The organism is Streptomyces sp. NPDC028907 (genome assembly GCF_055564995.1).
In genome coordinates, this window is the sequence record NZ_JBVHVE010000020.1 from 1 (window position 1) to 21,994 (window position 21,994).

The following is a 21,994-nucleotide window of genomic DNA, read 5'->3' on the forward strand; positions in this document are numbered from 1 at the left end:
CCCAGGGGTGGTCGGGGGAGCACTGCAGGGCGAGGTCGAGGGCGATCTCCAGGCCGAGTTCGGCTGCCTTGGCCACGAAGTGGTCGAAGTCCTCGGTGGTGCCCAGGCCGGGGTGGACGGCGTCGTGGCCGCCCTCGGGGGAGCCGATCGCCCAGGGCACGCCGGGGTCGTCCGGGCCGGCGGAGAGGGTGTTGTCCGGGCCCTTGCGGAAGGTGGTGCCGATGGGGTGGATCGGCGGCAGGTAGACCACGTCGAAGCCCATCGCCGCGATCGCGGGCAGCCGGCGCGCGGCGGTGCGGAACGTGCCGTGCGGCTGCTGCGGGGTGCCCTCGGAGCGGGGGAAGAACTCGTACCAGGAGCCGTACAACGCCCGCTCCCGCTCCACCAGCAGCGGCAGCGGATCCGACGCCGTCACCAGGTCCCGCAGCGGATACCGGCCCAGCACCGCGTCGACGTTCGCCGCGAACGCCGCCGCCAGGCGTGACTCGGGCGGGAGCGAGTCGTCCCGCAGCGCGTCCGCCGCGGCCTGCACGGTCGCCCGCTGCGCCTTGTCGGGCACTCCGGCGGCCGCACGCTCGTAGAGTTCGCCGCCCGTCTCCAGGACCAGTCCGACGTCGATGCCGGCCGGGATCTTGATCCGGGCGTGGTGCCGCCACGTTGCCACCGGGTCGCTCCAGGCCTCCACATGGAACGTCCAGTGACCCACCGAAGACGGGGTCACCTTGGCGCCCCAGCGGTCGCTGCCCGGGGCGAGTTCGTGCATCGGCGTCCACGGGCCGGGACGGCCGTCCGGGTCGGTCAGCACGACATTGGCGGCCACGGCGTCATGGCCCTCACGGAACACGGTGGCGGTGACCTCGAAGGTCTCTCCCGCGACCGCCTTCGCCGGATGCCTGCCGCACGCCACGGCCGGCCGCACGTCCCGTACCGGGATGCGGCCGATGGTCCCGGTGCCGGCACCGGCCCTGCTCTTGGTCCTGCCCATGGTTCACCTCCACCGTGCTCGAGGCCGGGCACGAGGCCCGGCCGGGGATCCGATCTGTGCCGGAAGGCGCCTACCTCCCCGCGTGGAAACTCCACCGCCGCGTCCCCGGCGGGCCCCGGCGCGCGGAGATGCTCGCCGCGCGGGGCCGTTCGTCCTGCTCCCGGAGATAGGCGGCCGGGGTGATGCGCAGATAGCGTTCGGCGGCGTTGGCGGCCTCGCGCGCGCAGCGCTTTCCCATCAGCACACAGAGGGTGTAGCCGGCGTCCTCGAAGGTGGCGCGGACCGTGAGGTCGGCCGGGGCCGCGAGCATGGCGCGCTCCCAGGCCCTGTATCGCCGCAGATGCCGGGCGACCTCGGCTTTTGCCGGTAGCAGCATGGCGCCGTTCACCTTCCGGGCTCGATGACCGTCTCCCGACCGTCGGGCGGAAACCCGTGCGCGCACACGCACGGGTTCCGTTACGGGCATCGTGGTCTTCACACATGGTGCATGCTCGGCGACGCAGCGTCCTGTTGGATCTTCAACTACCTCAGGAGTGCGCTCCTGTTGCACGAATGGCGTACCGCCCCCACCCTGGAGTGACTCAGAAGCGATCAGCGCTCACGCTCCGTATCGGGGCCCGTCCCGCAGGGGCGAGGAGAGCGGGAGCTTTCGCGGTGAGGAGGTAACGACGGTGAAGACCGCAGTGCCCTGCTACTACCACCTAGACGTGGAAGTCAGCCCCGAACGGGTGGGGCAGGTCAGCCGAATTCTGGCCGCTCACCTCAGGTACTGGGACCTGGAGACGCTCGTCGAGCCCGTCTGCCACAGCACGGAGATGCTGTTGCGGGCCATCGACGAGCACGCGACGGACAAGAACACCTCGATCGAGATGTGGTGGAACCGTCACCACCTCATCACCGCCATCGGCGACAACGACCGCGCCCTGCGTCCGGACCACGAACTGCGCGACTGTCTGCAGCGCCTCGCCGCGATGAGCGACGGCTGGGGCTGCTGCGCCACCGAGACCGGCAGCAAGGTCATCTGGTTCTCGCAGCGCGCTCGCGCCGGCGAACGCGCCCCGCTGGTGCCAGCGGCGCCCTCGCCCAACCTGCGCGAGGCCCTTCAGGTGCCCCGCGAGGTTCCCGTCACGGCCATCGCCGACGCCGCGGGCACCCGGGACGACGTCCTGGAGGAGGCCCGGTGACGGCGCGAAAGCGCGACAAAGGGGTGCTCGCCTGGAGCGGGCACCCCTACCCGTTGGGAGCCGCCTTCGACGGACAGGGCACCAACTTCGCCCTGTTCAGCGAGGTCGCCGAACGCGTCGAACTGGTCCTCGTCGACGACAGGGGCCGGCACACCACCGTTCCGCTCACCGAGGTCGACGGGTTCGTGTGGCACGGCTATCTGCCCGGCGTCGGCCCGGGACAGCGCTACGGCTACCGGGTGCACGGACCCTGGGACCCGGGCCTCGGCCACCGGTGCAATCCGGCGAAGCTGCTGCTCGACCCGTACAGCCGGGCCGTGGACGGCCAGGTGGACAACCACGCCTCCCTCTTCGAGCGCACCCCGGGCGCCCCGGCCCCGGCCGACAGCGCCGGGCACACCATGCTCGGCGTGGTCACCGAGCCGGACTTCGACTGGGGCGACGACCGACCGCCCAGACGGCCGTACGCCGACACCGTCATCTACGAGACCCACGTCCGCGGCCTCACCCGCACCCACCCCGACGTCCCGCCCGAACTGCGCGGCACCTACGCCGGACTCGCGCACCCCGCGGTCGTCGAGCACCTCACCTCCCTCGGGGTGACGGCCGTCGAGCTGATGCCGGTGCACCAGTACGTCCAGGACGGCGTGCTGCTCGACCGGGGTCTGTCCAACTACTGGGGCTACAACACGATCGGGTTCTTCGCACCGCACAACGCGTACGCCGCCCACGGCACCCGCGGCCAGCAGGTCAACGAGTTCAAGTCGATGGTGAAGGCACTGCACGCGGCCGGCCTCGAAGTGATCCTCGACGTCGTCTACAACCACACCGCCGAGGGCAACGAACGCGGCCCGACCCTCTCCTTCCGCGGCATCGACAACGCCTCGTACTACCGCCTGGTCGACGGCGACTGGGCGCACTACTACGACACCACCGGCACCGGCAACAGCCTGCTGATGCGCCACCCCTACGTCCTCCAGCTGATCATGGACTCGCTGCGCTACTGGGTCACCGAGATGCATGTAGACGGCTTCCGCTTCGACCTCGCGGCCACCCTCGCCCGCCAGTTCCACGAGGTCGACCGCCTCTCGGCGTTCTTCGACCTGATCCAGCAGGACCCGGTGATCAGCCGCGTCAAGCTGATCGCCGAGCCGTGGGACGTCGGCGAGGGCGGCTACCAGGTGGGCAACTTCCCGCCGCTGTGGTCGGAGTGGAACGGCAAGTACCGGGACGCCGTACGCGACTTCTGGCGCGGTGAGCCCGGTTCGCTCGGCGAGTTCGCCTCCCGGCTGACCGGCTCCTCCGACCTGTACGCACACAGCCGGCGCCGCCCGCGCGCCAGCGTCAACTTCGTCACCGCGCACGACGGGTTCACCCTGCGCGACCTCGTCTCGTACAACGACAAGCACAACGAGGCCAACGGCGAGAACAACCGGGACGGCGAGAGCCACAACCGGTCCTGGAACTGCGGCGCCGAGGGCGACACCCGCGACCCGGCCGTCCTCGCGCTGCGCGCCCGTCAGCAGCGCAACTTCCTGGCCACACTCCTGCTGTCGCAGGGCATCCCCATGCTCGGCCACGGCGACGAACTCGGCCGCACCCAGCGCGGCAACAACAACGCCTACTGCCAGGACAACGACGTCTCCTGGATCGACTGGAGACTCACAGACGAGCAGCGCGCACTCGCCGACTTCACCCGCTATGTCATCGGGCTGCGCGCTGCTCACCCCGTCCTGCGCCGCCGCCGCTTCTTCCAGGGCGAGACCCCGACCCACCCCGACCAGCCCCTGCCCGACCTGGTCTGGCTCCTGCCCGAGGGCCGCGAGATGACCGACGAGGACTGGCAACACCCGGACGCCCACTCCGTAGCCGCCTTCCTCAACGGCGACGCCATCGCCGAACCCGACTCCTGCGGCCGGCCCCTGGTCGACGACTCCTTCCTGCTCCTGCTCAACGCCTACTGGGAGCCGACGGAGTTCCGCCTCCCCGACGCCACGTTCGGCGAACGCTGGACCCCCTTGATCAACACCGCCGAACCCCAGGGCCCTCCCGACGAGTCGGAGTACAAGGCATCGACCGCAGTCCTGGTGGAACGCCGCAGCCTACGCCTCCTCTCAAGACCCTCACGACAACGCCCTTAAAGGGGCGCGGGGCTGTGTCGATCTGCGGCTCCGCGGCGGGGCGCGACCAGCCACGACGCAGCCGCAGACGACTGACGACCCAGCGCGGCGCCCCCGTAGCCGCACCCCCTACCGCCCCCGATGCGACGTCACAGTGAACTGCGCCCCATCAGGATCCCGCAGCACAGCCTCATCGCTTCCCTTGGACAACACGCTCCCCCCATGCAACTCCGCCGCCCGAGCACACCCGGCCACGTCCGCGACAGCGAAGTGCACCTGCCAGTGCGGCCGAATCGTCGGGTCCGGCGCAGCCTCCAACGCCCCGGACTCGATGCGCGCCACCACATCACCCCCACTGCGCAACACGACTTCACCCCCCTCGTACCGCACCTCGCAGCACCCCGGCCGCTCGGTGGCCCAGTCGAGGACCTCGCCGTAGAACATCGCCGCGTCGAAGGCGTCACGCGTGTGCAGCCGGATGAACGTCGGCGCGGCCCGCCGCCAGGTCTCCCAGTTGGAGATGAGCTCGCCCTCCCACACCCCGAAGGTGGCCCCGTCCCGGTCGGCCAACAGCGCCGCCCGCCCGGGCGGCAGCGAGAGCGGCCCGACGGCCGCCGTACCGCCGCGCTCCTGGACCCGGGCCACGGCCTCGTCCGCGCTGGGCACGGCGAAGTAGGGGGTCCAGGCCACGGCCATCTGCCACATCGAGGCGACCGCCCCGATCCCGGCCACCGGCACGCTCTGCGCCAGCGCGATCCGGAAGCGGTCGCCCAGCTTGGCCGGCCGCCAGCGCCAGCCCAGCACCGCCGTGTAGAACTCCTGGGTGGCCTCGAGATCGCGGCTGGTCAGGCTCACCCAGCAGGGTGCGCCGAACACGGAGTGTGTGGACACGACCTCGGCCGTGCTCCGGGGGGTTCTCGCATCGTGGTTCATGGCAGTCGCGTCCTGGTCTCGCCCGACCGGCCGGCCACCGGTCTGCTCCCAGTGTCCAGCCGGAACCGCTCCGGGGCCTGTCGAGTACCCCCGGCGTGGCGCCGAAACGGTGGTGGCCCGGCCCGCCCGCTTCACTGGCACATGGTCGGCGGAGCGACGACTATGGAGGCGTGGCACACGTACCCCACGAACCCGCCGACGGGAGCGACCGGATCCTCGAACTCGAGGAGGAGGTCGAGCAGCTCAAGGAGGCGGTCGTCGCGCACGCCGTCGTGGACCAGGCGATCGGGATGGTCGTGGCACTCGGCCGGGTGTCACCCGACCAGGGGTGGGCCGTGCTGAAGGACGTCTCCCAGCATACGAACATCAAGCTCCGCCGAGTGGCCCAACTGATCCTCACCTGGGGCCGGGACGGGGAGATGCCGCCCGAGATCCGCGTCGAACTCGAGGACGCCCTCGAACGTCACGGTCCGACACAGATCCCGGGAACGGCCCAGGAGTGAGTCACTGGACCTCGGCGAGCATCTCCTCCCGCAGATGCGCGAAGCACCCGCTCAGCAGTCGGGAGACGTGCATCTGCGAGATGCCGAGTTGCTGTGCGATCCGGCTCTGGGTCATCCCGCCGAAGAAGCGCAGGTAGAGGATGGTCCGCTCCCGCTCCGGGAGGCGTTGCAGGCACGGCTTGACGGTGACGCGGTCGACGACCACGTCGTAGGCCGGGTCCGGGCCGCCGATCGCGTCCCCCAGCGCGTAGCCGTCGGTGCCGGGCATCTCGGCCTCCAGCGACAGGGCGGAGAAGCACTCGAGGGCCTCCATCCCGGTACGGACCTCCGCCTCGCTCAGATGCGCGTGCTCGGCGATCTCGGCGACGGTGGGCGCGCGCCCCGGCGTCAGCTGCGACAGTTCCTTCGCGGAGCTGCGCACCCGGTTGCGCAGGTCCTGGACGCGGCGCGGCACGTGCAGCGTCCACATGTGGTCGCGGAAGTGCCGCTTGATCTCACCGGTGATGGTCGGCACCGCGTACGCCTCGAAGGCGTGGCCGCGCGCCGGGTCGTAGTGGTCGACGGCCTTCACCAGGCCCAGGGCGGCGACCTGGTACAGGTCCTCGAGGGACTCGCCACGGCCCTTGAACCGGACGGCGATCCGCTCGGCCATGGGCAGCCAGGCCTGGATCAGTTCGTCCTTGAGGACCTTGCGTTCCGGCCCGTCGGGGAGCCCCACGAGCCGGTCGAAGGCTTCGGCCGTGTCCGGGGCGTCGTCGTGGGAGTGCTTCGTTCTGGTGGTGGCACTCATTCGTGCGCACCTCCCTCAGCAGGTGCCGAATGGACAGACACCGTGGGAGGCGCGGATCGGACCACACGGAGGACACCTCCGGGTCGGCCGGTCGGCTCCCACGGACGTGCCTCCTGTCCGAAGCACATATGACTCATTTGCCCCGAACGAGGTATCCGAAACAAAATTCGTGAATGCGACTACGTGTGACGGCGGTGTGACTCGGCGTCCGTGGCCGACGCGCTCGTCGCGGTCCAGCGACTGATCCGGCGCCGGCTGCGCCGCGACATGCCCGTCCCACAGCTGCGCGGCGCCGAGGTGGAGCTGTTGCGGCTGGTCGTGGAGCGACCCTCGACGAGAGGGACCGGGAGACGCTGCTCGCGGCGGGAAAACCACCGCCATCCGCTGCATGACCACCTTGCTGCCGGTGGCCGCCGGTGACCGGATGGCCGTACGGCGGCTGCTCGGCTATGCCCCGCAGCAGCTGTCGGCCGACGCGAGCCTCACCGGACGGGAGAACGCCGCCCTGTTCGCCCGCGTCTTCGACGTGCCCCGCCGTGAACGCGCCGCACGCGTCGGCCAGGCCCATGGGGCCTGCCGTCAGACTCCCGCCTGGCCGGAGGCGTCTTCGGCTGCAACGCCCTCTACCCGCTGTCCGTGATGCCGGGCTGGCTCCAGGCGCTCAGCAAGGCCAATCCGCTCAGCTGCCAGGTCGACGCCCTGCGCGGCCTCCTCGCTGCGCGGCCGGCCGGCTCGCTGATCTTGGTGCGGAACGTGATGTGCGGCACGTAGGCGGATCCGGTGCGCACGCCAGTAAGCGGATTCTTCCTGCCCACGGCTTGATCGGTGATCAAGGGGGCGAATGGGCTGGCCACAGCGCATTCTGCTCATTTGACAGTGCGCTCAGCGCAAAGATAGGAAGCAGCTCTCTGGGTCGAGAGGTGGATTGTGTACGAGCCGAACGTGGTCGGGGACTGGCGTGAGTACGACGAGCATGCCGGTCTGCGTGTCCGCGTCCACCGCCTGGAAGCCGCCGAGCCCCCACGCGGACGGGACGAGGCCGCCGAAGGGCTGACGTACTTCCGGGTCCGGGTCACCGTCGAGAACCGCGGTGAGCGGCACCTCGGCGTCCATCTCGAGGACGGCCAGATCGACGTACGGATCGGCCGCGACGGCGAGGCGGCGTTCATCGACTGGCGCAACTCGCAGTTCATCGAGGGCTTCGACGTCTACCCGCTGCGCCGGGCCACCGCCGTCATGTACGCCGCCGGCCCCGAGTCGAGCCTGAGCCAGGTCGACGTCCAGATCCAGCTGCGCGTCGAGGAGGAGTGGACCGACCGCCGGCTGTGGACCGGCGGCCTCGGCCTCCAGGAACCCTCTGTCGGCACCCACGCCACCACCCTGCGGGACGGCCTCGCGCTCCAGGTGAGCAACTTCCTGCGGGACCAGGCCGAAGAGGGCACCGCCTGACGGCGAGCGCCCTCCGGCCCGGTGTCTCGGGCGAGTGTCTCGGCCCGGTGTCTCAGCCGCTGTCTCAGTGCGGGATACCGTCGATGATCTCCCGGGCGCCCTGACGCAGCAGCGCGACCGCCACCGACGTACCGAGCGTCGCCGGGTCCAGCCGGCCCGCCCACTCATGGGCGTTGAGCCGCGTCTTGCCGTCCGGGGTGAACACACACGCCCGCAGCGACAGCTCGCCACTGCGGTCCACGCGCGCGTACCCGGCGATCGGGCTGTTGCAGTGCCCCTGGAGGACGTGCAGGAACATGCGCTCGGCGGTGGCCTCCCGGTAGGTGTCCGGGTCGCCGAGGCCGCTGATCGCGTCGATGAGCTCGGTGTCGCCCTCGCGGCACTGCAGGGCGAGGATGCCCGCGCCGATAGGCGGCATCATCACCTCGGGGGAGAGGACCTCGCTGATCACGTCCGGACGGCCGATGCGCTCCAGGCCGGCCACCGCCAGCAGCAGCGCGTCCGCCTCACCGGCCGCCAGCTTCTCCAGCCGCCGGTTGGCGTTGCCCCGGAACGGCACGCACTCCAGGTGCGGATGGGTGGCCGCCAGCTGGGCGACCCGGCGCACCGACGAGGTACCGATCCGGGTACCCGCCGGCAGTTCGTCGAGCGTCAGGCCGCCCGGGTGGATCAGGGCGTCCCGGATGTCGTCGCGCTTGAGGAACGCGGCGAACGTCGTCCCCGCGGGCAGCGGACGGTCGGCGGGAATGTCCTTGACGCAGTGCACGGCGAGATCGGCCTCGCCGGCCAGCAGCGCTGCGTCCACCTCCTTGGTGAACGCTCCCTTGCCCTCCACCTGGGACAGATCGCCCATCCACTTGTCACCGGTCGTCTTCACCGGCACCACCTCGGTACGCACACCGGGATGCAGGGCCGCCAACTCGGCGCGGACACGCTCCACTTGGGCGAGCGCCATGGGCGAGTCGCGGGAGACGATACGGATCAGTTCAGGCACGGACATGCGGCCACGATAGACCGTCACAACCCCGCGCCCGCACGGTACCTCCCGATTCCCGAACCGCCCTCGCAGCCCGCCCGCGCGGGCAGCCACGTCAGCACCACCAGTGCCCCCGCCGTGATCAGCCCCCCGACCAGGAACGTCCCGCGCACCCCGACCGCGGGCAGCAACACGCCCCCGAGCAGCGCACCGACGGCGATGCCCACGTTGTACGCGGCCGAGTTGGCCGCGAGCGCCGTCTCCGTACGACCCGGCGCCACCCGGAGCACCTGGGTCTGCGTCGCCATGAAGGTGGTCGAGACCGACGCGCCCAGCAGCATGACCAGCACGACAGTGGCCGCCGGGATGTGCCCCACCGCGTAGAGGCCCAGCAGCGCCACCGCCTGGGCGGCCACCGGCACGGTCAGCGTGGCGCGCGGAAAGCGGTCCAGGAGCGGTCCGGCCACCGTGACCCCGGCCAGCGCGGCCCCGCCGAACGCCAGCAGCACGGCACTCACGGCGTCCGTGTGAAACCCGCTCACCTCGTCGAGGAAGGCGACGACGTACGTGAACCCGGCGAAGGCGCCGGTCACCGACAGGGCGGTGACGGCCAACACGGTGACGAACCCGCGCCGGTCAGGGGACGCGCCGTACGCCGCATGGCCGTCCTCCGGGCGGGACGTGGGCAGCAGGGCGCCGATCGTCACGAGCGCGACGAGGGCCAGTGCGCCCAGCAGAGCGAACGGCATCCGCCAGCCCGCGTGGGCGCCCAGCCAGGTCCCGGCCGGGACGCCGGCCACCGTGGCCAGGGAACCGCCGACGGACAGCAGCCCCATGACCCGCCCCCGTCGCTCCGGCGGGAACAGGCCGACCGCGACCGGTCCCATCACCGCCCAGAACGACGCCTGCGCCAACGCCGTGACCACCCGCGCCGCCAGCAGCACCCCGTACGACACCCCGCCCAGCGCCGACACCCAACTGCCCACGGCGAGCAGACCCAGGAGCCCGGCGAGCAGATACCGGCGCGGCACGGACCGGGTGACATGGGCGAGGGGCAGCGAGACGACGGCGACGGTCAGGCCGTACCCGGTGACCAGGGCACCCACGGCCGTGAGCGACACCCGCAGGTCGTCCGCCATGAGCGGGAGCAGACCGACCGGCAGGTTCTCGGTCGTGTTGAAGGTGAACGCCGCCAGCATCAACGCCGCGACGACGGCGGCACGCTGCCAGGGCGCGGGACGTGCCGGACGTACGCTGCCCATCCAACCGCCTTTCCGAGAGGGGGAGTCGGGGCAAGCGTGCGCGGCCGTGGCCGACCGCTCTACTCTTTCGGTCCAGGACGAATCTTCGGACCGGGCGAGTCCCCGGTCCGGGACGAATCGCCGCTCACCTCGGGGGTCGCCATGCCGCTCGCCCTGCACCTGGGCACCGACGACCTCACGCGCTGCCGGTTCGCGATCTCGCCGCTGTGCCAGACCCACGAGGCGCTGCGCATGCTCCGCCGGCCGGCCAGGCACGGCTACCACCAGGCCTGGCTGCGCCGCATGCGCCGCACGGTCGCCGGACTCGACCTGTCCTTGCTGTGGCTGTTCGTGCCGCCCCCCGGCGGCTACACCCCGGACTTCCTCGGCGCGCCTCCGCCGGAGCCGTACCCCGCCATCGAGGACGAGTTGGCGCGGATGCGCGCCACCGACCCCGCCCTGGCCCACGCGGAGATGACCCGCTCGCTCGCCTGCACTCCCGGGCTCGCCGAGTCGACCCAGGGGCGGGCCGCGCTCGACGACCCCGCCGCCACCGTCCGGCGCCTCGCCGACCTCACCGAACTGGCCTGGCACGCCCTGCTCGCCCCCGACTGGCCCCGCCACCGGGCCGTCCTGGAGGCGGACATCGCCCACCGCTCCCGCCGGGCTGCCGCCGCCGGCCTCGACGCGCTGCTCACCGGCCTGCACCCGGCCGTCGACTGGGCCGGGCACACCCTCACCCTGCGCGAGTACCGCGACCTGACGGAGGCCCAACGCCCTGACGGCAGAGGCGTGTTGCTGATGCCGAGCGTGTTCGTGTGGCCGGACGTGGTCAGCGGCTTCGCCCGGCCCTGGCAGCCGACCGTCATCTACCCCGCCCGGGGTATGGGTCGCCTGCACGCCGCCCCGGTGCCGCGCCCGCCGCAGGCGCTCGCCCGGCTGCTCGGGCAGCAGCGTGCGGCCGTCCTCGCCGGACTCGCCGTCCCCGCCTCGACCACGGATCTCGCCCGACGCCACGGCCTGGCACCGTCGACCGTGTCGGCCCATCTGTCGGTCCTGCGGGAGGCGGGTCTGCTGGAGTCCCGGCGGCAGGGCCACTCCGTGCTGTACGGGCGCACGGCCCTCGGTGACACCCTCGTCGACGGGGAGGCCGCCGTCACACCAGCGGCTCGCTGAGCTCGACCGCCCGCAGCGCGGCCGCGAGCGCGCGTGCGTCACCGACGTCCAGGGCCGTGTCGGCGAGCTTGATGACGTGCTCGTCGCCGTGGACGAGGGCACGCTCCATGACCTCTTCCGGCGCGAGCCGGGCGGGCGGCGTCCAGGCGACCGGCTCCACCGGGGCGTACATCGCGGTGACGGCCGCCGACGCCGTCCACGCCGCACGCAGGCTCGGCGCCCACAGCCCGCGCGGCAGCGCGTCGAGCGTCCGCAGCACGGCGTTGGGGGCGGTGGCCGCGTGCACCAGCATGGTCGGCTCGCCGTGACCGTGGGTGGCGTAGCGGTGGGTCGCGGCACGGACGAGTTCGATGAGGCGGTCCCGCGCGGTGTCCGGATCGGTGACGTCGTCGGCCCATACGGGCAGTCGGCGCACGGCGGCCAGGCGGTTGCGGAAACCCAGATGCCCCGGCTCGATCGCGGGTACGGCGTCCAGGGACTCCTCGGCCGTGCCGGCGCCCGGCAGGGCGGTGACGCCGGTCACGGGTTGGTGCCGGGCCGCCCAGTAGCCGAGCGCGTGCGCGAGTTCCGTGAGCCGAGGGCTGTTGTCGTCGGCTTCGACCGCGCGTACCGCGTGGCCGACCCGGATGACGGTGTGCGTGGCGCCGCCGACCAGGCCGGGCAGCAGACGCGGCCACCACTCGGCGAGGACGTCCCGCCAGGGACGTTCGGCGAGGGCGCGGGAGAAATGGTCGGTCCAGTCGGCTATGCGGCGCGGATCGCCCAGCGCCGAGGCCCAGTTGTCCTCGGTGACGGGAGCCACGCGGTCGGGGAAGTCCTCCAGCTTGTCCCGGTAGAGGTCCAGCCAGTGGTGCACCCGCTCCGCCTGCCCGTGCGCGGCGAGCGCCTCCACGACCATGGGGGCGTGGTTGGAGAGCCAGCCGTCGCGTTCCGGGCCGCAGACGTGCAGGCGTTCCAGGGCCTCGTCGAGCCGTCCGCTCGTATCGCGCGCGTGGTCCGTGCCGTTCGTGTCCATGGGCGTGACGCTATGCGCCCGGTGGCGGGACGGGATCGGGCGCGGGGCGGAAGCCGCGGGTGCCCGGGTCCTAGGACCCGCGCCCGATGGTGTGCCCGGTCAGGCGTTCGGGTCGAACGCGATGCCGGACGGCTTCGCCGACGCCAGGTGGTTCGCGAAGGTGCCGTCCCTCAGGCCGAAGTTGGCGCTGCCGAAGTCGTGGGCGACCAGCTTGTCGCGTACGCCGGCCGGGTAGCCGTTCCAGCCGACCAGCGGCGGGTACTGCCAGGTGCCCTTGTGGTTCTCGGGCGGCTCGTCGTTGGAATTGGCGAGGCGGAAGCAGTGCGTGGAGATGCCGTCCTTGTGGTAGACGATCTTCGCGTGCGTGCCGTCGAACCGCACCGAGGACGCCGGGCTGATCGTGAACGAGCCGTGGTTGGACGTCGAGACGTACTGCACCGCGTTGTTCCGCACCCACACCACGACGTGCTCCCAGTCGTGCCGGTGCCCGCCGATGCTGCTGCCCGCGACCGCCTGGTCCTTCTCGAAGTACAGGCCGTACATATAGGCGCACCAGCCGTTGTTGCACTTGTAGCGCGAGTAGCTGTTGGTGTTGTCGAGGTCCGACGCGTCCCGGCAGTCGCCGCTGAGCGAACCGGTCGGCTTCAGGCCGCCGTTGACAGTGCCGTCCGGGCCGATGGCAGGGGTGGAGTAGCAGCCGTCGGTGTCGTAGTCGAAGGCGGGCTGGTACGTCTTCTCGGCGGCTTCGGCGTTGGCGGGGAGCGCCGAGGGCGGGGCGGCGAAGGCGACGCCGGGGAAGGCTATGACGAGCGCGGCGGCACCGGTCAGGCCGGTGAGCCATCTCCTGCGGTGCGTACGGGACTTCTGTGACGACACTGCGTCTCCTCGGGGTCCGGGCGCAGCCCAACGGCTATGGGGGGAAAGGCAGTTCAGGATCCCCGGTTTTCACTTACGCGCCAAGAGCCTCGGGCGTACCAATGGTGAAGGGCAGGGCAATAGTTGCCGCTCGACCTGTGCGCGGGCCCGGATCCGCGGGTCAGCTGTCGTCGGGAAGGTCGGCCGCCGCGTCCTGTGGGGCCAGGTCGGGCCTCAGACGCAGCCAGGAAGGCTGGCGCAGCATGCCGGACCGGGTGCGGACGCTGTAGCGCACCTCGCCGACCAGCCGGGGCAGAACCCAGCGCGCACCCGCGACCTGGGGTACGGGATCGAAGGGGCACGCGTCGCTCGCGCAGGCCCGCAACAGTTCGGCCAGCTCGGTCCGTTCGGCCGCGCTCCAGCCGGTGCCCACGCCGCCGACGTAGCGCAGCCGCCGTCCGGCCGCGTACTGCCCGACCAGCAGGGCGCCCGGCAGGCCGGTGAGCCGTCCCTTGCCGGGCAGCCAGCCGCCGACGATCACGTCCTCACTGAGCATGTTCCGGATCTTGATCCAGGCGCGGGAACGGACCCCCGGCTCGTACACCGAGTCCAGCCGCTTGCACACCAGCCCCTCCAGCCCGTGCTCGCGGGTCGCCCGCAGCGCCTCGGCGCCGTGTCCGACCAGCGCGGTCGGCGTCGACCAGAACGGCCCGCCCAGGCCCAGTTCCTCCAGGCGTCCGCGCCGCCGGGCATAGGGGGTCCGTAGGAGGGAGCGGCCGGCCAGGTGCAGTACGTCGAAGAGCACCAGATGCACGGGGGCCTGGGCGGCCATCCGGGCCGCCCGCGCGGGGGCGTGCGCCAGACCCATCCGTGACTGGAGCAACTGGAAGTCGGCGCGCCCCTCCTCGTCCAGCGCCAGGATCTCGCCGTCCAGGACGGCCGGCGTCGTGCCGAGCGCGGCGCCGAGCGGCCGCAGTTCGGGATAGGCGGCCGTGATGTCCTCGCCGGAACGGGCGCGCAGCAGCAGGGTGCCGTCCCCTTCGAGGTAGATCACCGCCCGCTGGCCGTCCTGCTTGGTCTCGTACGCCCAGCGCGCGTCCTGCGCTGCGGGCGGCAGCGTGCCGGGCGTGGCGAGCATGGGAGGGATCAGCGGCAGGCTCACGGGTCAGTTGTCGACGGCCCGGCCCGCCGCCACGCACCCCGGCCGCCGATTTCCCCTGAACGGCGGCCCGGACCTCACTGACCCTCGTGCGGCGGTACGGCCCGCACCAGTCCCGACTGATAGGCCATCACGACGAGTTGGGCACGGTCGCGGGCGCCCAGCTTCGTCATGGCGCGGTGGACGTGGGTGCGCACGGTCAGCGGGCTGACGAAGAGCTTCTCGGCGATCTCCTCGTTGGAGTGCCCCTCGGCCACCCAGGCCATGACCTCCCGCTCGCGTGCGGTGAGGGCGGCGAGGTGCTCCGGCGCCGTGGACTGGGAGCTCTCGGCGGGGGAGGCCAGGAACCGGGTGATGAGCGTGCGGGTGGCGGCGGGGGAGAGGAGCGAGTCGCCGGCCGCGACGGTCCGGATCCCGTCCAGCAGCACGTCCGCCGTGACGTCCTTGCCGAGAAAGCCGCTCGCCCCGGCCCGCAGCGCCTGTGCCACGTACTCGTCGATCTCGAACGTCGTGAGGATCAGCACCCGCACCGCCGTGAGATCCGGGTCGGCGCAGATCGCGGACGTAGCGGCCAGTCCGTCGGCGCCGGGCATACGGATGTCCATCAGCACCAGGTCGGGGCGGTGCGTCCGGGCGAGGTCAACGGCCTCGGTACCGTCGGCGGCCTCGCCGACCACCTCCATGTCCGGGCACGAGTCGATCAGGATCCGGAAGGTGGCCCGCAGCAGGGCCTGGTCGTCGGCGAGCAGTACGCGGATGGTCATGGATGGCGTTTCTTCCGGTTCCGAAACATGGGACGGCGCTCAGGATGCCTGCTCGGACCCCCGACGTCGTCGTGCGCCTGCCGACATCGCGGGTACTCGAATCGCAGTACCCGCCGCGGGGCAGGTCCTCCCGGAGCAGGACAACCCGCGCGGGGCCCCGCGGAATCCGCGGGCTCACCAGCACCGTCGGCCCGCTGCCGGGCTGTGACGGCCTGAGCAGCGACGTCGACCAGCCGGCCGCCAGGTCCGCCAAGCGGACGATCCACGGCAGGACCACGGCCCGCCTGCGCGGCAGCCCGCATCCGACGCCGTCGACGACGAGCCCGACCGGCCTGCCGCATCGTCGCCCGCATGTTCTTCGCGCCAGGTGCCCCGGGCGCCGGGCGCGGGGGTGCGAGCACCCGGGGCGCAGGTGTAGGCCGCTGCACCATGGTGGCCTCGCGCTTCACCGCTCACCGCTCACGCGTCTTTCAATCGATTGACTTAGATTGTAGGTCTGTGAACCCGCGGACGGCTCGAGGGACTGGCCTCCGCGGTGCTGCGAAGTCCCGAGGCGGTGGTGATCATGGCAGGCAGGATGCTGCGCGAGGAACAGGTCAACGCGACCCGGGAGCTGCTCCTGATCGCGGCCGAGCGGCTCTTCGCCGAACACGGCGTCCACTCGGTGTCCAACCGCCAGGTCAGCGAGGCCGCCGGCCAGGGCAACAACACCGCGGTCGGCTACCACTTCGGCACCAAGGCCGACCTGGTCCGCGCCATCGTCCGCAAGCACGCCACACGGATCGAGGACCTCCGCGCCCGCCAGCTCGCCGACCTGACGGACCCCGACGACGTGCGCGGCTGGGTGGACTGTCTGGTCCGCCCGGTTCTCGAACACCTCGCGGCCCTCGGCAGCCCCACCTGGTACGCCCGGTTCTGCGCCCAGGTCGTCTCCGATCCGGCACTGCACCGGATCATGATCGAGGAGGCCCTCACCTCCCCGTCCCTCCAGACGATCCTCGAGGGCCTGAAGCGATGCCTGCCCGACCTCCCGCCCGAGGTGAGCGCCGAACGCGGTGAGATGGTCCGCCACCTCATCGTCCATGTGGCCGCCGAGCGCGAGCGCGCCCTCGCCGAGCACACCCCCACCCCACGGTCCAACTGGGACGACGCCGCCACCGGCCTCGCCGACGCGGTCGTCGGCATGTGGCTGGCCCCGGCCACGCCGGGCCGCTGACGCCCTCCCCCGCAGGACGAGATCGACCCTCGCCCCCCAGAGCTCGACACCCCTCAGCACGCCACAAGGAGTACGACTGTGACAGCGACTCCCTGCCGAGCCGGGCGCCGCGGCGCCGCACGGAGCCGGTTATGAGCCTCAGGCAGTCCGCCCCACCCATGAGCGACGCCACCCAGGACCGACCCGCCCTCGCACGCGGCGCCGGCCAGCACGTCCTGATCGTCACCGACGAGCCCGACCTCGCCGAGCTGCTCTCGACCACCCTGGAGTTGGCCGGCTACCGAATCAGCCTCAGCGACACCGGCGTCGACGCGCTGACACGGGTCGCGGCGGGGCGCTTCGACCTGGTCGTCTTCGACACCGACGTCCCGGACACGCCGCATTTCGGCCGGGAGCGCCGCCCCGCGCTCCCGTACCGCCCACCCGTCCTCCTCCTCACCCGATGCGACTCCCTGCACCGGCTCGTGCCCGAACTCGGCCCGGGGGAGCGGGACTACGTCACCAAGCCGTTCCGGGTGGCCGAAGTCCTCGTCAGGATCCAGGTGCTGCTGCGCGGCGCCCGCCCCGGCCCGCCCCGCGGCAACCCCCTGCAGTACGCCGACCTCGTGCTGGACGACTCCGTGTGCCGGGCGCGGCGCGGGACACGGCCGCTCGACCTCACGCCCGCGGAGTACCGGCTGCTGCGCCAACTCCTGGTCAACGCGCACCGGGTCCTGTCGAAGGAGCAGATCGGCCGCTACGTCTGGGGCGACCACCGCGGCGACAACGCGATCGAGCAGCTCGTGTCCAGGCTGCGCCGCAAGGTGGACCGCAACGACAAGGGGCGGTGCGCCCCGGACGACCGGGACGTCCCGGCGCTGATCCACACACGCCGGGGCTTCGGCTACTGGCTGGGCCGGCCCGACATCGGTTTCTGACACCCACGGAGCTGTGATCCGGGCCACGTCAGTCTCCTGTCAGGAAACTGACCGGCTCGCGTCAGGCCCCTCTGTTTGCATGTGCTCATCGAGGCCTCGACCCCTTGTCCCGGCGCTCCGCCTCGCCCGGAGCCCCCCACGCCCGAGGAGAACCATGGCCGCCACCCTGACCGGTCCCGCGCACCAAGCCCCGGACGCCGTCCCGGAGTTCCCGATGCCCAGGGAGTCCCGCTGCCCCTTCGACCCGCCGCCCGCGCTCAGGGAACTCCAGGGCCAAGGGCCCCTGGCGAAGGTGCGGTTGTGGGACGGCAGCGAGTCCTGGCTCGTCACCCGCTACGCCGAGCAGCGGGCCCTGCTGGGCGACCCGCGCGTCAGCGCCGACACCGACCGGCCCGGATACCCGACCAAGGCCAGCCCCGAGGCCGGCGAGGGCAAGCTCAGCTTCATCATGATGGACGACCCCGAACACGCCCGGCTGCGCCGGATGGTGACGGGCCCGTTCGCGGTCAGGAAGGTCGAGGCGCTGCGGCCCGCAGTACAGCGCATCGTGGACCGCCTGATCGACGACATGCTGGCCGGTCCCGCCCCCGTGGACCTGGTGGACGCGTTCGCCCTGCCGGTGCCGTCGCTGGTCATCTGCGAGCTGCTGGGCGTGCCGTACGAGGAGCACGAGTTCTTCCAGGAGAACACCAAGACCATGGTCCGTACGACCGCCACGCCCGAGGAACGGGGCGCGGCGAGCCGCGAGGTCGCGGGATACCTCGCCGGACTCCTGGGCAAGCGGATCGCGGAGCCGAAGGACGACCTGCTGTCGAGCATCGCGGGCCGCGTCACCGCCGGGGAACTCACCCACCAGCAGGCCACCGAGATGGCCCTGCTCCTGCTGATCGCGGGCCACGAGACCACCGCGAACATGATCGCGCTCGGCACCCTGGCCCTGCTCCGGCACCCCGACCAGCTCAAGCTGCTGCGCGAGAGCGACGACCCGAAGTTCGTCGCGGGCGCCGTCGAGGAGCTCCTGCGCTATCTGCACATCACCCACCTGGGCCGACGACGCGCGGTGACGGAGGACATCGAGATCGCAGGCCAGGTGATCAAGGCCGGTGAGGGCGTCATCATGGTCAACGAGATCGGCAACCGGGACCCCGAGGTCTTCGCCGACCCCGACCGTCTCGACCTCACCCGCGACGCCCGCCGCCACGTCGCCTTCGGCTTCGGCGTCCACCAGTGCCTGGGCCAGCCGCTGGCCCGCATGGAGCTCCAGGTCGTCTACGGCACCCTCTACAAGCGCATCCCGACGCTGAAGCCGGCCGCCCCGATGGAGGACGTCCGCTTCAAGAACGACGCGTTCATCTACGGCGTCCACGAACTGTCCGTCTCCTGGTGACCGTCGGCTCCCCACACCGCGCACACGAACAACCCCATGCATGAAGAAGGGAAAACGACCATGAAGGTGGAGCTGGAAGCCGACAAGTGCGTCGCGTCCGGACAGTGCGTGCTCGCCGCGATGGACGTGTTCGACCAGGACGACGACGGCATCGCGATCCTGCTGGAGGAGCAGGTCGGCGAGGACCGACGCGACGACGTCACGGAAGCCGTCGCGGTCTGTCCGGCCGCCGCGATCCGGCTGGTCGACCAGTGAGGCGCATCGCGGTGGTGGGTGCCTCGGCCGCCGGGCTCGCGGCGGCCGAGACGCTCCGCCGCGAGGGCTACGACGGCACCCTCACCCTCGTCGGCGACGAACCCCTCGCCCCGTACGACCGCCCGCCGCTGTCCAAGCAGTTGCTGGCCGCCGAATGGGAGCCCGAGCGACTTGCGTTGCGCACCCCCGACGACCTGGCCGGACTCGACCTCGACCTGCGCCTCGGCGTGGCCGCCACGGGCCTGCGACTCGCCGACGGCGCGCTGGAGTTGGCCGACGGCTCGACGGTGCCGTACGACGGTCTGATCCTCGCCACCGGGGTGCGGCCGCGTCGGCTGTCCGGGGCGGGCGGGCATGTGCTGCGTACCCTGGACGACGCCCTGAGGCTGCGGGACCGGCTGACGCCGGGCAGGCGACTGGCCGTGGTCGGCGCCGGGTTCCTCGGGGCCGAGGCGGCCTCCGTGACCTGGCGGCTCGGCTGCGAGGTCACGCTCCTCGAACCGGCCCCCGTGCCGCTGGCCCACGCCGTCGGCGCCGAGGTCGGCGCGCTGCTGACGCGGGCTCATCTGGAACGGGGCGTGGACCTGCGCTGCGGTGTCACCGCGACGGAGGTGACCGAGGACGGCGTACGTCTCGCCGACGGTGAACTGGTCGAAGCCGACGAGGTGTTGATCGCGATCGGCTCGCTGCCCAACACCGAGTGGCTGGCCGGCAGCGGGCTCACCGTCGGCGACGGCGTGGTGTGCGACGAGTACTGCGAGACCGCGCGCGGGGTGTACGCCGCCGGTGACGTGGCCCGCTGGTACAACCCGCTGTTCGGCCAGTCGATGCGGATCGAGCACCGCACCAACGCCGCCGAGCAGGGCATGGCCGCGGCCCGCAACCTGCTGCACCCGCACGCGCGCAGACCCTTCGCTCCGGTGCCGTACTTCTGGTCCGACCAGTACGACATGAAGATCCAGGCGTACGGCTGGCTGCGCGGCCACGACGAGGTCGCCGTGGTGGAGGGCGACCTCGCGCAGGGCCGGTTCGTGGCCGCGTACCGTCGCGGTGAGCGGGTGACGGGCGCACTGGCGGTGGGGATGCCGCCAAAGGCGATCCGGCAGTGGCGGCAGGCGATCATGACGGGCGCGGACTGGGACGGGACCGTGCCGTCCGGCGCGCGTGCCGAGTCGGTGCCGGACGGGGCGCCCGCCTGATGCGCCGCAGGCCCGGGGCCCGTAAATTAGTTGAGTTACGCAATGAGATGGTAAAGTCGGTCTCATGTCCACACCTCCGCTCCCCGACCTCCCCGCCACTCCCGCGTCCCCGGAAGTGATCGAGATCGAGCGCGCGCTCACCCGGATCACCTACCTGAGCACACGCGCCCGTCAGCACGAGCGGCTCATGGCGCTGGCCCGAGTCCCGCTGGACCGGGCCGCAGTGGCGCTGCTGCGGCAGGTCGCCGACTCGGAGTCGCTGCGCCCCGGGGAGCTCGCCAACCGTCTCGGTGTGGAGGCCTCGCACGTCACGCGGACGGTGCAACAGCTCCAGAAGTCCGGATACGTCACCCGTGTCCCCGACCCCCAGGACCGCCGCGCCCAGCGCATCGAGCTCACCGAGGCCGGGCGCCGGGCCATCGCCCGGGTCCGTGACGCCGGCTCCCGCGGCATGCAGCTCGCGCTGGCCGACTGGACGCCCGAGGAACTGCGGCAGCTGGCCACCCTGTTCCACCGCATGGTCGACGACTTCCTCGCCCACGCCGTCGACGAGGAGCCCGAACCGCAGCAGACCGCACCGGCCGGGACCGCCTGACCGGCGGCTCGGGCGCGGTCACGCCGACGCCGCGCGAGGGCGCTGACCGGATGAGCCGGACGAGCCGGGCGCGGCGGCGGCCGGCTCGCGCGGTGCGGGCTCCCGCACCCCGCACAGCAGCAGCCGTCCCAGCGCGGGCAGGGCGATCAGCGGGACGAGCGCGGTCCGCAGCGAGGTGGCGTCGGCGAGCGCCCCGATGACCGGGGCGGCGAGACCGCCCACGCTCACGGTCAGCCCCAGCGTCACCCCGCTCGCGGTGCCCACCCGCCGCGGCAGACAGTCCTGCCCGAGCGTGATGTGCAGCGAGAACGGCACATACAGCCCGGCCGACGTCAGGGCGACGAACAGATACACCGACGGCCCCGGAACCAGCACCACCCCCGCCACCGCGATCCCGGTCAGCACATACGCCTGGCGTACGACCGTGAGCCGCCCGTACCGGTTGGCGAGCCGACCCCCGACCACCGTGCCCACCGCGCCGCCGACGTAGAGCACACACAGCGCCGCCGTACCGGCCACGATCCCGCCGCCGGTGCGCTGACGGACGTACAGCGAGACGAAGGCGCTCAGGCCCACGAACACGATCGACCGGCACACGATGGCGCCGGACAACCGCAGGAACGACCCCCAGTCGTCGCAGCCCGCGCCCCTGCCCGCGTCGACGGCCGTGCCGCCGCCCGCGGCCGAACGCACCGCCGCCGCGCACAGGGCCGCCCCCACGACCGCGGGCACGATCAGCAGGGGAGAGGCGCCCAGGCCGCCGGTGGCGACCACCGCCGCCACCAGCAGCGGCGCCAGCGCGAAACCGACGTTGCCACCGAGGGAGAACCAGCCCATCGCCGCATGACTGCCACGCGCGGCATCACGAGCCGCGCGGGCGGCCTCCGGATGGTAGGCGGCGACCCCGATCCCCGACACGGCGACCACCGTCAGCGTGAGCGCGTAAGAATCCACGACCCCGCTCAACGCGACCCCCGCACCGCCCGTCAGCGCGCTCAGCGGCAGCAGCCAGGGCATCGCCCACCGGTCGGTCAGCGCCCCGAACAGCGGCTGCACCACCGACGACAGCAAGGACGCGGCGAGGACGACGCCCGAGGCGGCGGCGTAGCTGTAGGCGCGTTCGGCGACGAAGAACGGGACGAGGGCCGCGACCGCGCCCTGGTACACGTCGACACAGGCGTGGCCCAGGGACAGCAGGGTGATGGCTCGGTTGCGTACGCGTTTCGTGGACACCCCGCGATCGTCGCCGCGCGCGCTCATGGCCCGCTTTCGATA

At 72.1% G+C, this 21,994-nt stretch carries 22 protein-coding genes and 3 pseudogenes; 14 read left to right on the top strand and 11 right to left on the bottom strand.

Features of this window, described 5'->3' with window-relative positions:
- A partial coding sequence (locus ACZ4UU_RS39920) for a maltotransferase domain-containing protein (RefSeq protein WP_471908333.1) occupies positions 1 to 985 on the bottom strand: 985 nt, incomplete at its 3' end.
- Positions 986 to 1,055: 70 nt separating this feature from the next.
- Positions 1,056 to 1,361: a DUF5133 domain-containing protein gene (locus tag ACZ4UU_RS39925; RefSeq protein ID WP_471908334.1), complete on the bottom strand. Its 306-nt coding sequence runs from the start codon at positions 1,359 to 1,361 to the stop codon at positions 1,056 to 1,058.
- 295 nt (positions 1,362 to 1,656) lie between these two features.
- Here ACZ4UU_RS39925 and ACZ4UU_RS39930 point away from each other — a divergent pair, with 295 nt between their 5' ends.
- Entirely contained in the window at positions 1,657 to 2,169 is a 513-nt protein-coding gene (locus ACZ4UU_RS39930; RefSeq protein WP_471908335.1) for a pep a2, read from the top strand.
- Entirely contained in the window at positions 2,166 to 4,310 is a 2,145-nt protein-coding gene (gene glgX / locus ACZ4UU_RS39935) for a glycogen debranching protein GlgX (RefSeq protein ID WP_471908336.1), read from the top strand. Before ACZ4UU_RS39930 ends, glgX begins: the two co-directional genes overlap by 4 nt.
- Before the next feature lie 108 nt (positions 4,311 to 4,418).
- Here the strand turns inward: glgX and ACZ4UU_RS39940 are convergent, their stop codons facing one another.
- Entirely contained in the window at positions 4,419 to 5,222 is an 804-nt protein-coding gene (locus ACZ4UU_RS39940) for a VOC family protein (RefSeq protein ID WP_471908337.1), read from the bottom strand.
- Between the two features lie 170 nt (positions 5,223 to 5,392).
- On the opposite strand from ACZ4UU_RS39940, the gene ACZ4UU_RS39945 reads away from it, so the two are divergent.
- Positions 5,393 to 5,725, top strand: coding sequence for an ANTAR domain-containing protein (locus ACZ4UU_RS39945; protein WP_471908338.1), 333 nt, complete (start codon positions 5,393 to 5,395; stop codon positions 5,723 to 5,725).
- A 1-nt stretch (position 5,726) separates the two neighbouring features.
- On the opposite strand, the gene ACZ4UU_RS39950 is transcribed toward ACZ4UU_RS39945, so the two are convergent.
- Entirely contained in the window at positions 5,727 to 6,515 is a 789-nt protein-coding gene (locus ACZ4UU_RS39950; protein WP_471908339.1) for an RNA polymerase sigma factor SigF, read from the bottom strand.
- A 210-nt stretch (positions 6,516 to 6,725) separates the two neighbouring features.
- Here ACZ4UU_RS39950 and ACZ4UU_RS39955 point away from each other — a divergent pair.
- The 4 genes and pseudogenes from ACZ4UU_RS39955 to ACZ4UU_RS39970 form a co-directional block, all read left to right on the top strand.
- Positions 6,726 to 6,845: pseudogene (locus tag ACZ4UU_RS39955) on the top strand (MarR family transcriptional regulator); the annotation flags it as partial.
- A 10-nt stretch (positions 6,846 to 6,855) separates the two neighbouring features.
- Positions 6,856 to 7,107: pseudogene (locus ACZ4UU_RS39960) on the top strand (ABC transporter ATP-binding protein); the annotation flags it as partial.
- 14 nt (positions 7,108 to 7,121) lie between these two features.
- Positions 7,122 to 7,244: pseudogene (locus ACZ4UU_RS39965) on the top strand (ABC transporter permease); the annotation flags it as partial.
- Positions 7,245 to 7,442: 198 nt separating this feature from the next.
- The gene (locus ACZ4UU_RS39970) at positions 7,443 to 7,964 is read left to right on the top strand and encodes a hypothetical protein (RefSeq protein WP_471908340.1); all 522 of its coding nucleotides are present in this window, start codon (positions 7,443 to 7,445) and stop codon (positions 7,962 to 7,964) included.
- A gap of 64 nt (positions 7,965 to 8,028) precedes the next feature.
- On the opposite strand, the gene hemC is transcribed toward ACZ4UU_RS39970, so the two are convergent.
- The gene (gene hemC / locus ACZ4UU_RS39975; protein WP_471908341.1) at positions 8,029 to 8,964 is read right to left on the bottom strand and encodes a hydroxymethylbilane synthase; all 936 of its coding nucleotides are present in this window, start codon (positions 8,962 to 8,964) and stop codon (positions 8,029 to 8,031) included.
- A 17-nt stretch (positions 8,965 to 8,981) separates the two neighbouring features.
- Positions 8,982 to 10,202, bottom strand: a complete 1,221-nt coding sequence (locus ACZ4UU_RS39980) for an MFS transporter (protein ID WP_471908342.1) — start codon at positions 10,200 to 10,202, stop codon at positions 8,982 to 8,984.
- Between the two features lie 141 nt (positions 10,203 to 10,343).
- On the opposite strand from ACZ4UU_RS39980, the gene ACZ4UU_RS39985 reads away from it, so the two are divergent.
- The gene (locus tag ACZ4UU_RS39985) at positions 10,344 to 11,357 is read left to right on the top strand and encodes an ArsR/SmtB family transcription factor (protein WP_471908343.1); all 1,014 of its coding nucleotides are present in this window, start codon (positions 10,344 to 10,346) and stop codon (positions 11,355 to 11,357) included.
- Here the strand turns inward: ACZ4UU_RS39985 and ACZ4UU_RS39990 are convergent.
- The 4 genes from ACZ4UU_RS39990 to ACZ4UU_RS40005 all read right to left on the bottom strand — a co-directional run bounded on the left by ACZ4UU_RS39990 (position 11,338) and on the right by ACZ4UU_RS40005 (position 15,150).
- Positions 11,338 to 12,372, bottom strand: coding sequence for a questin oxidase family protein (locus ACZ4UU_RS39990; protein WP_471908344.1), 1,035 nt, complete (start codon positions 12,370 to 12,372; stop codon positions 11,338 to 11,340). The two genes, ACZ4UU_RS39985 and ACZ4UU_RS39990, sit on opposite strands and share 20 nt — an antisense overlap.
- Positions 12,373 to 12,471: 99 nt before the next feature.
- The gene (locus ACZ4UU_RS39995; protein WP_471908345.1) at positions 12,472 to 13,248 is read right to left on the bottom strand and encodes an NPP1 family protein; all 777 of its coding nucleotides are present in this window, start codon (positions 13,246 to 13,248) and stop codon (positions 12,472 to 12,474) included.
- Positions 13,249 to 13,408: 160 nt separating this feature from the next.
- Entirely contained in the window at positions 13,409 to 14,389 is a 981-nt protein-coding gene (locus tag ACZ4UU_RS40000) for an ATP-dependent DNA ligase (RefSeq protein WP_471908346.1), read from the bottom strand.
- A 74-nt stretch (positions 14,390 to 14,463) separates the two neighbouring features.
- A complete protein-coding gene (locus ACZ4UU_RS40005; protein ID WP_471908347.1) occupies positions 14,464 to 15,150 on the bottom strand; it encodes a response regulator transcription factor in 687 nt (228 codons plus the stop codon).
- A 565-nt stretch (positions 15,151 to 15,715) separates the two neighbouring features.
- Between ACZ4UU_RS40005 and ACZ4UU_RS40010 the strand changes: the two genes are divergently transcribed.
- The 6 genes from ACZ4UU_RS40010 (at position 15,716) to ACZ4UU_RS40035 (ending at position 20,719) form a co-directional block, all read left to right on the top strand.
- Positions 15,716 to 16,366, top strand: coding sequence for a TetR/AcrR family transcriptional regulator (locus tag ACZ4UU_RS40010; protein WP_471908348.1), 651 nt, complete (start codon positions 15,716 to 15,718; stop codon positions 16,364 to 16,366).
- A gap of 158 nt (positions 16,367 to 16,524) precedes the next feature.
- Positions 16,525 to 17,283 (top strand): response regulator transcription factor, encoded by a 759-nt coding sequence (locus tag ACZ4UU_RS40015; protein WP_471908445.1) that lies wholly within the window; start codon positions 16,525 to 16,527, stop codon positions 17,281 to 17,283.
- 154 nt (positions 17,284 to 17,437) lie between these two features.
- Positions 17,438 to 18,670, top strand: a complete 1,233-nt coding sequence (locus ACZ4UU_RS40020) for a cytochrome P450 (protein ID WP_471908349.1) — start codon at positions 17,438 to 17,440, stop codon at positions 18,668 to 18,670.
- A 60-nt stretch (positions 18,671 to 18,730) separates the two neighbouring features.
- On the top strand, positions 18,731 to 18,925 hold the full coding sequence (locus ACZ4UU_RS40025) for a ferredoxin (protein ID WP_471908350.1): 195 nt from the start codon (positions 18,731 to 18,733) through the stop codon (positions 18,923 to 18,925).
- Positions 18,922 to 20,124: an NAD(P)/FAD-dependent oxidoreductase gene (locus tag ACZ4UU_RS40030; protein ID WP_471908351.1), complete on the top strand. Its 1,203-nt coding sequence runs from the start codon at positions 18,922 to 18,924 to the stop codon at positions 20,122 to 20,124. Before ACZ4UU_RS40025 ends, ACZ4UU_RS40030 begins: the two co-directional genes overlap by 4 nt.
- Before the next feature lie 64 nt (positions 20,125 to 20,188).
- A complete protein-coding gene (locus ACZ4UU_RS40035; protein WP_471908352.1) occupies positions 20,189 to 20,719 on the top strand; it encodes a MarR family winged helix-turn-helix transcriptional regulator in 531 nt (176 codons plus the stop codon).
- Between the two features lie 18 nt (positions 20,720 to 20,737).
- On the opposite strand, the gene ACZ4UU_RS40040 is transcribed toward ACZ4UU_RS40035, so the two are convergent.
- A complete protein-coding gene (locus ACZ4UU_RS40040; protein ID WP_471908353.1) occupies positions 20,738 to 21,952 on the bottom strand; it encodes an MFS transporter in 1,215 nt (404 codons plus the stop codon).
- Between the last annotated feature and the right edge of the window lie 42 nt (positions 21,953 to 21,994).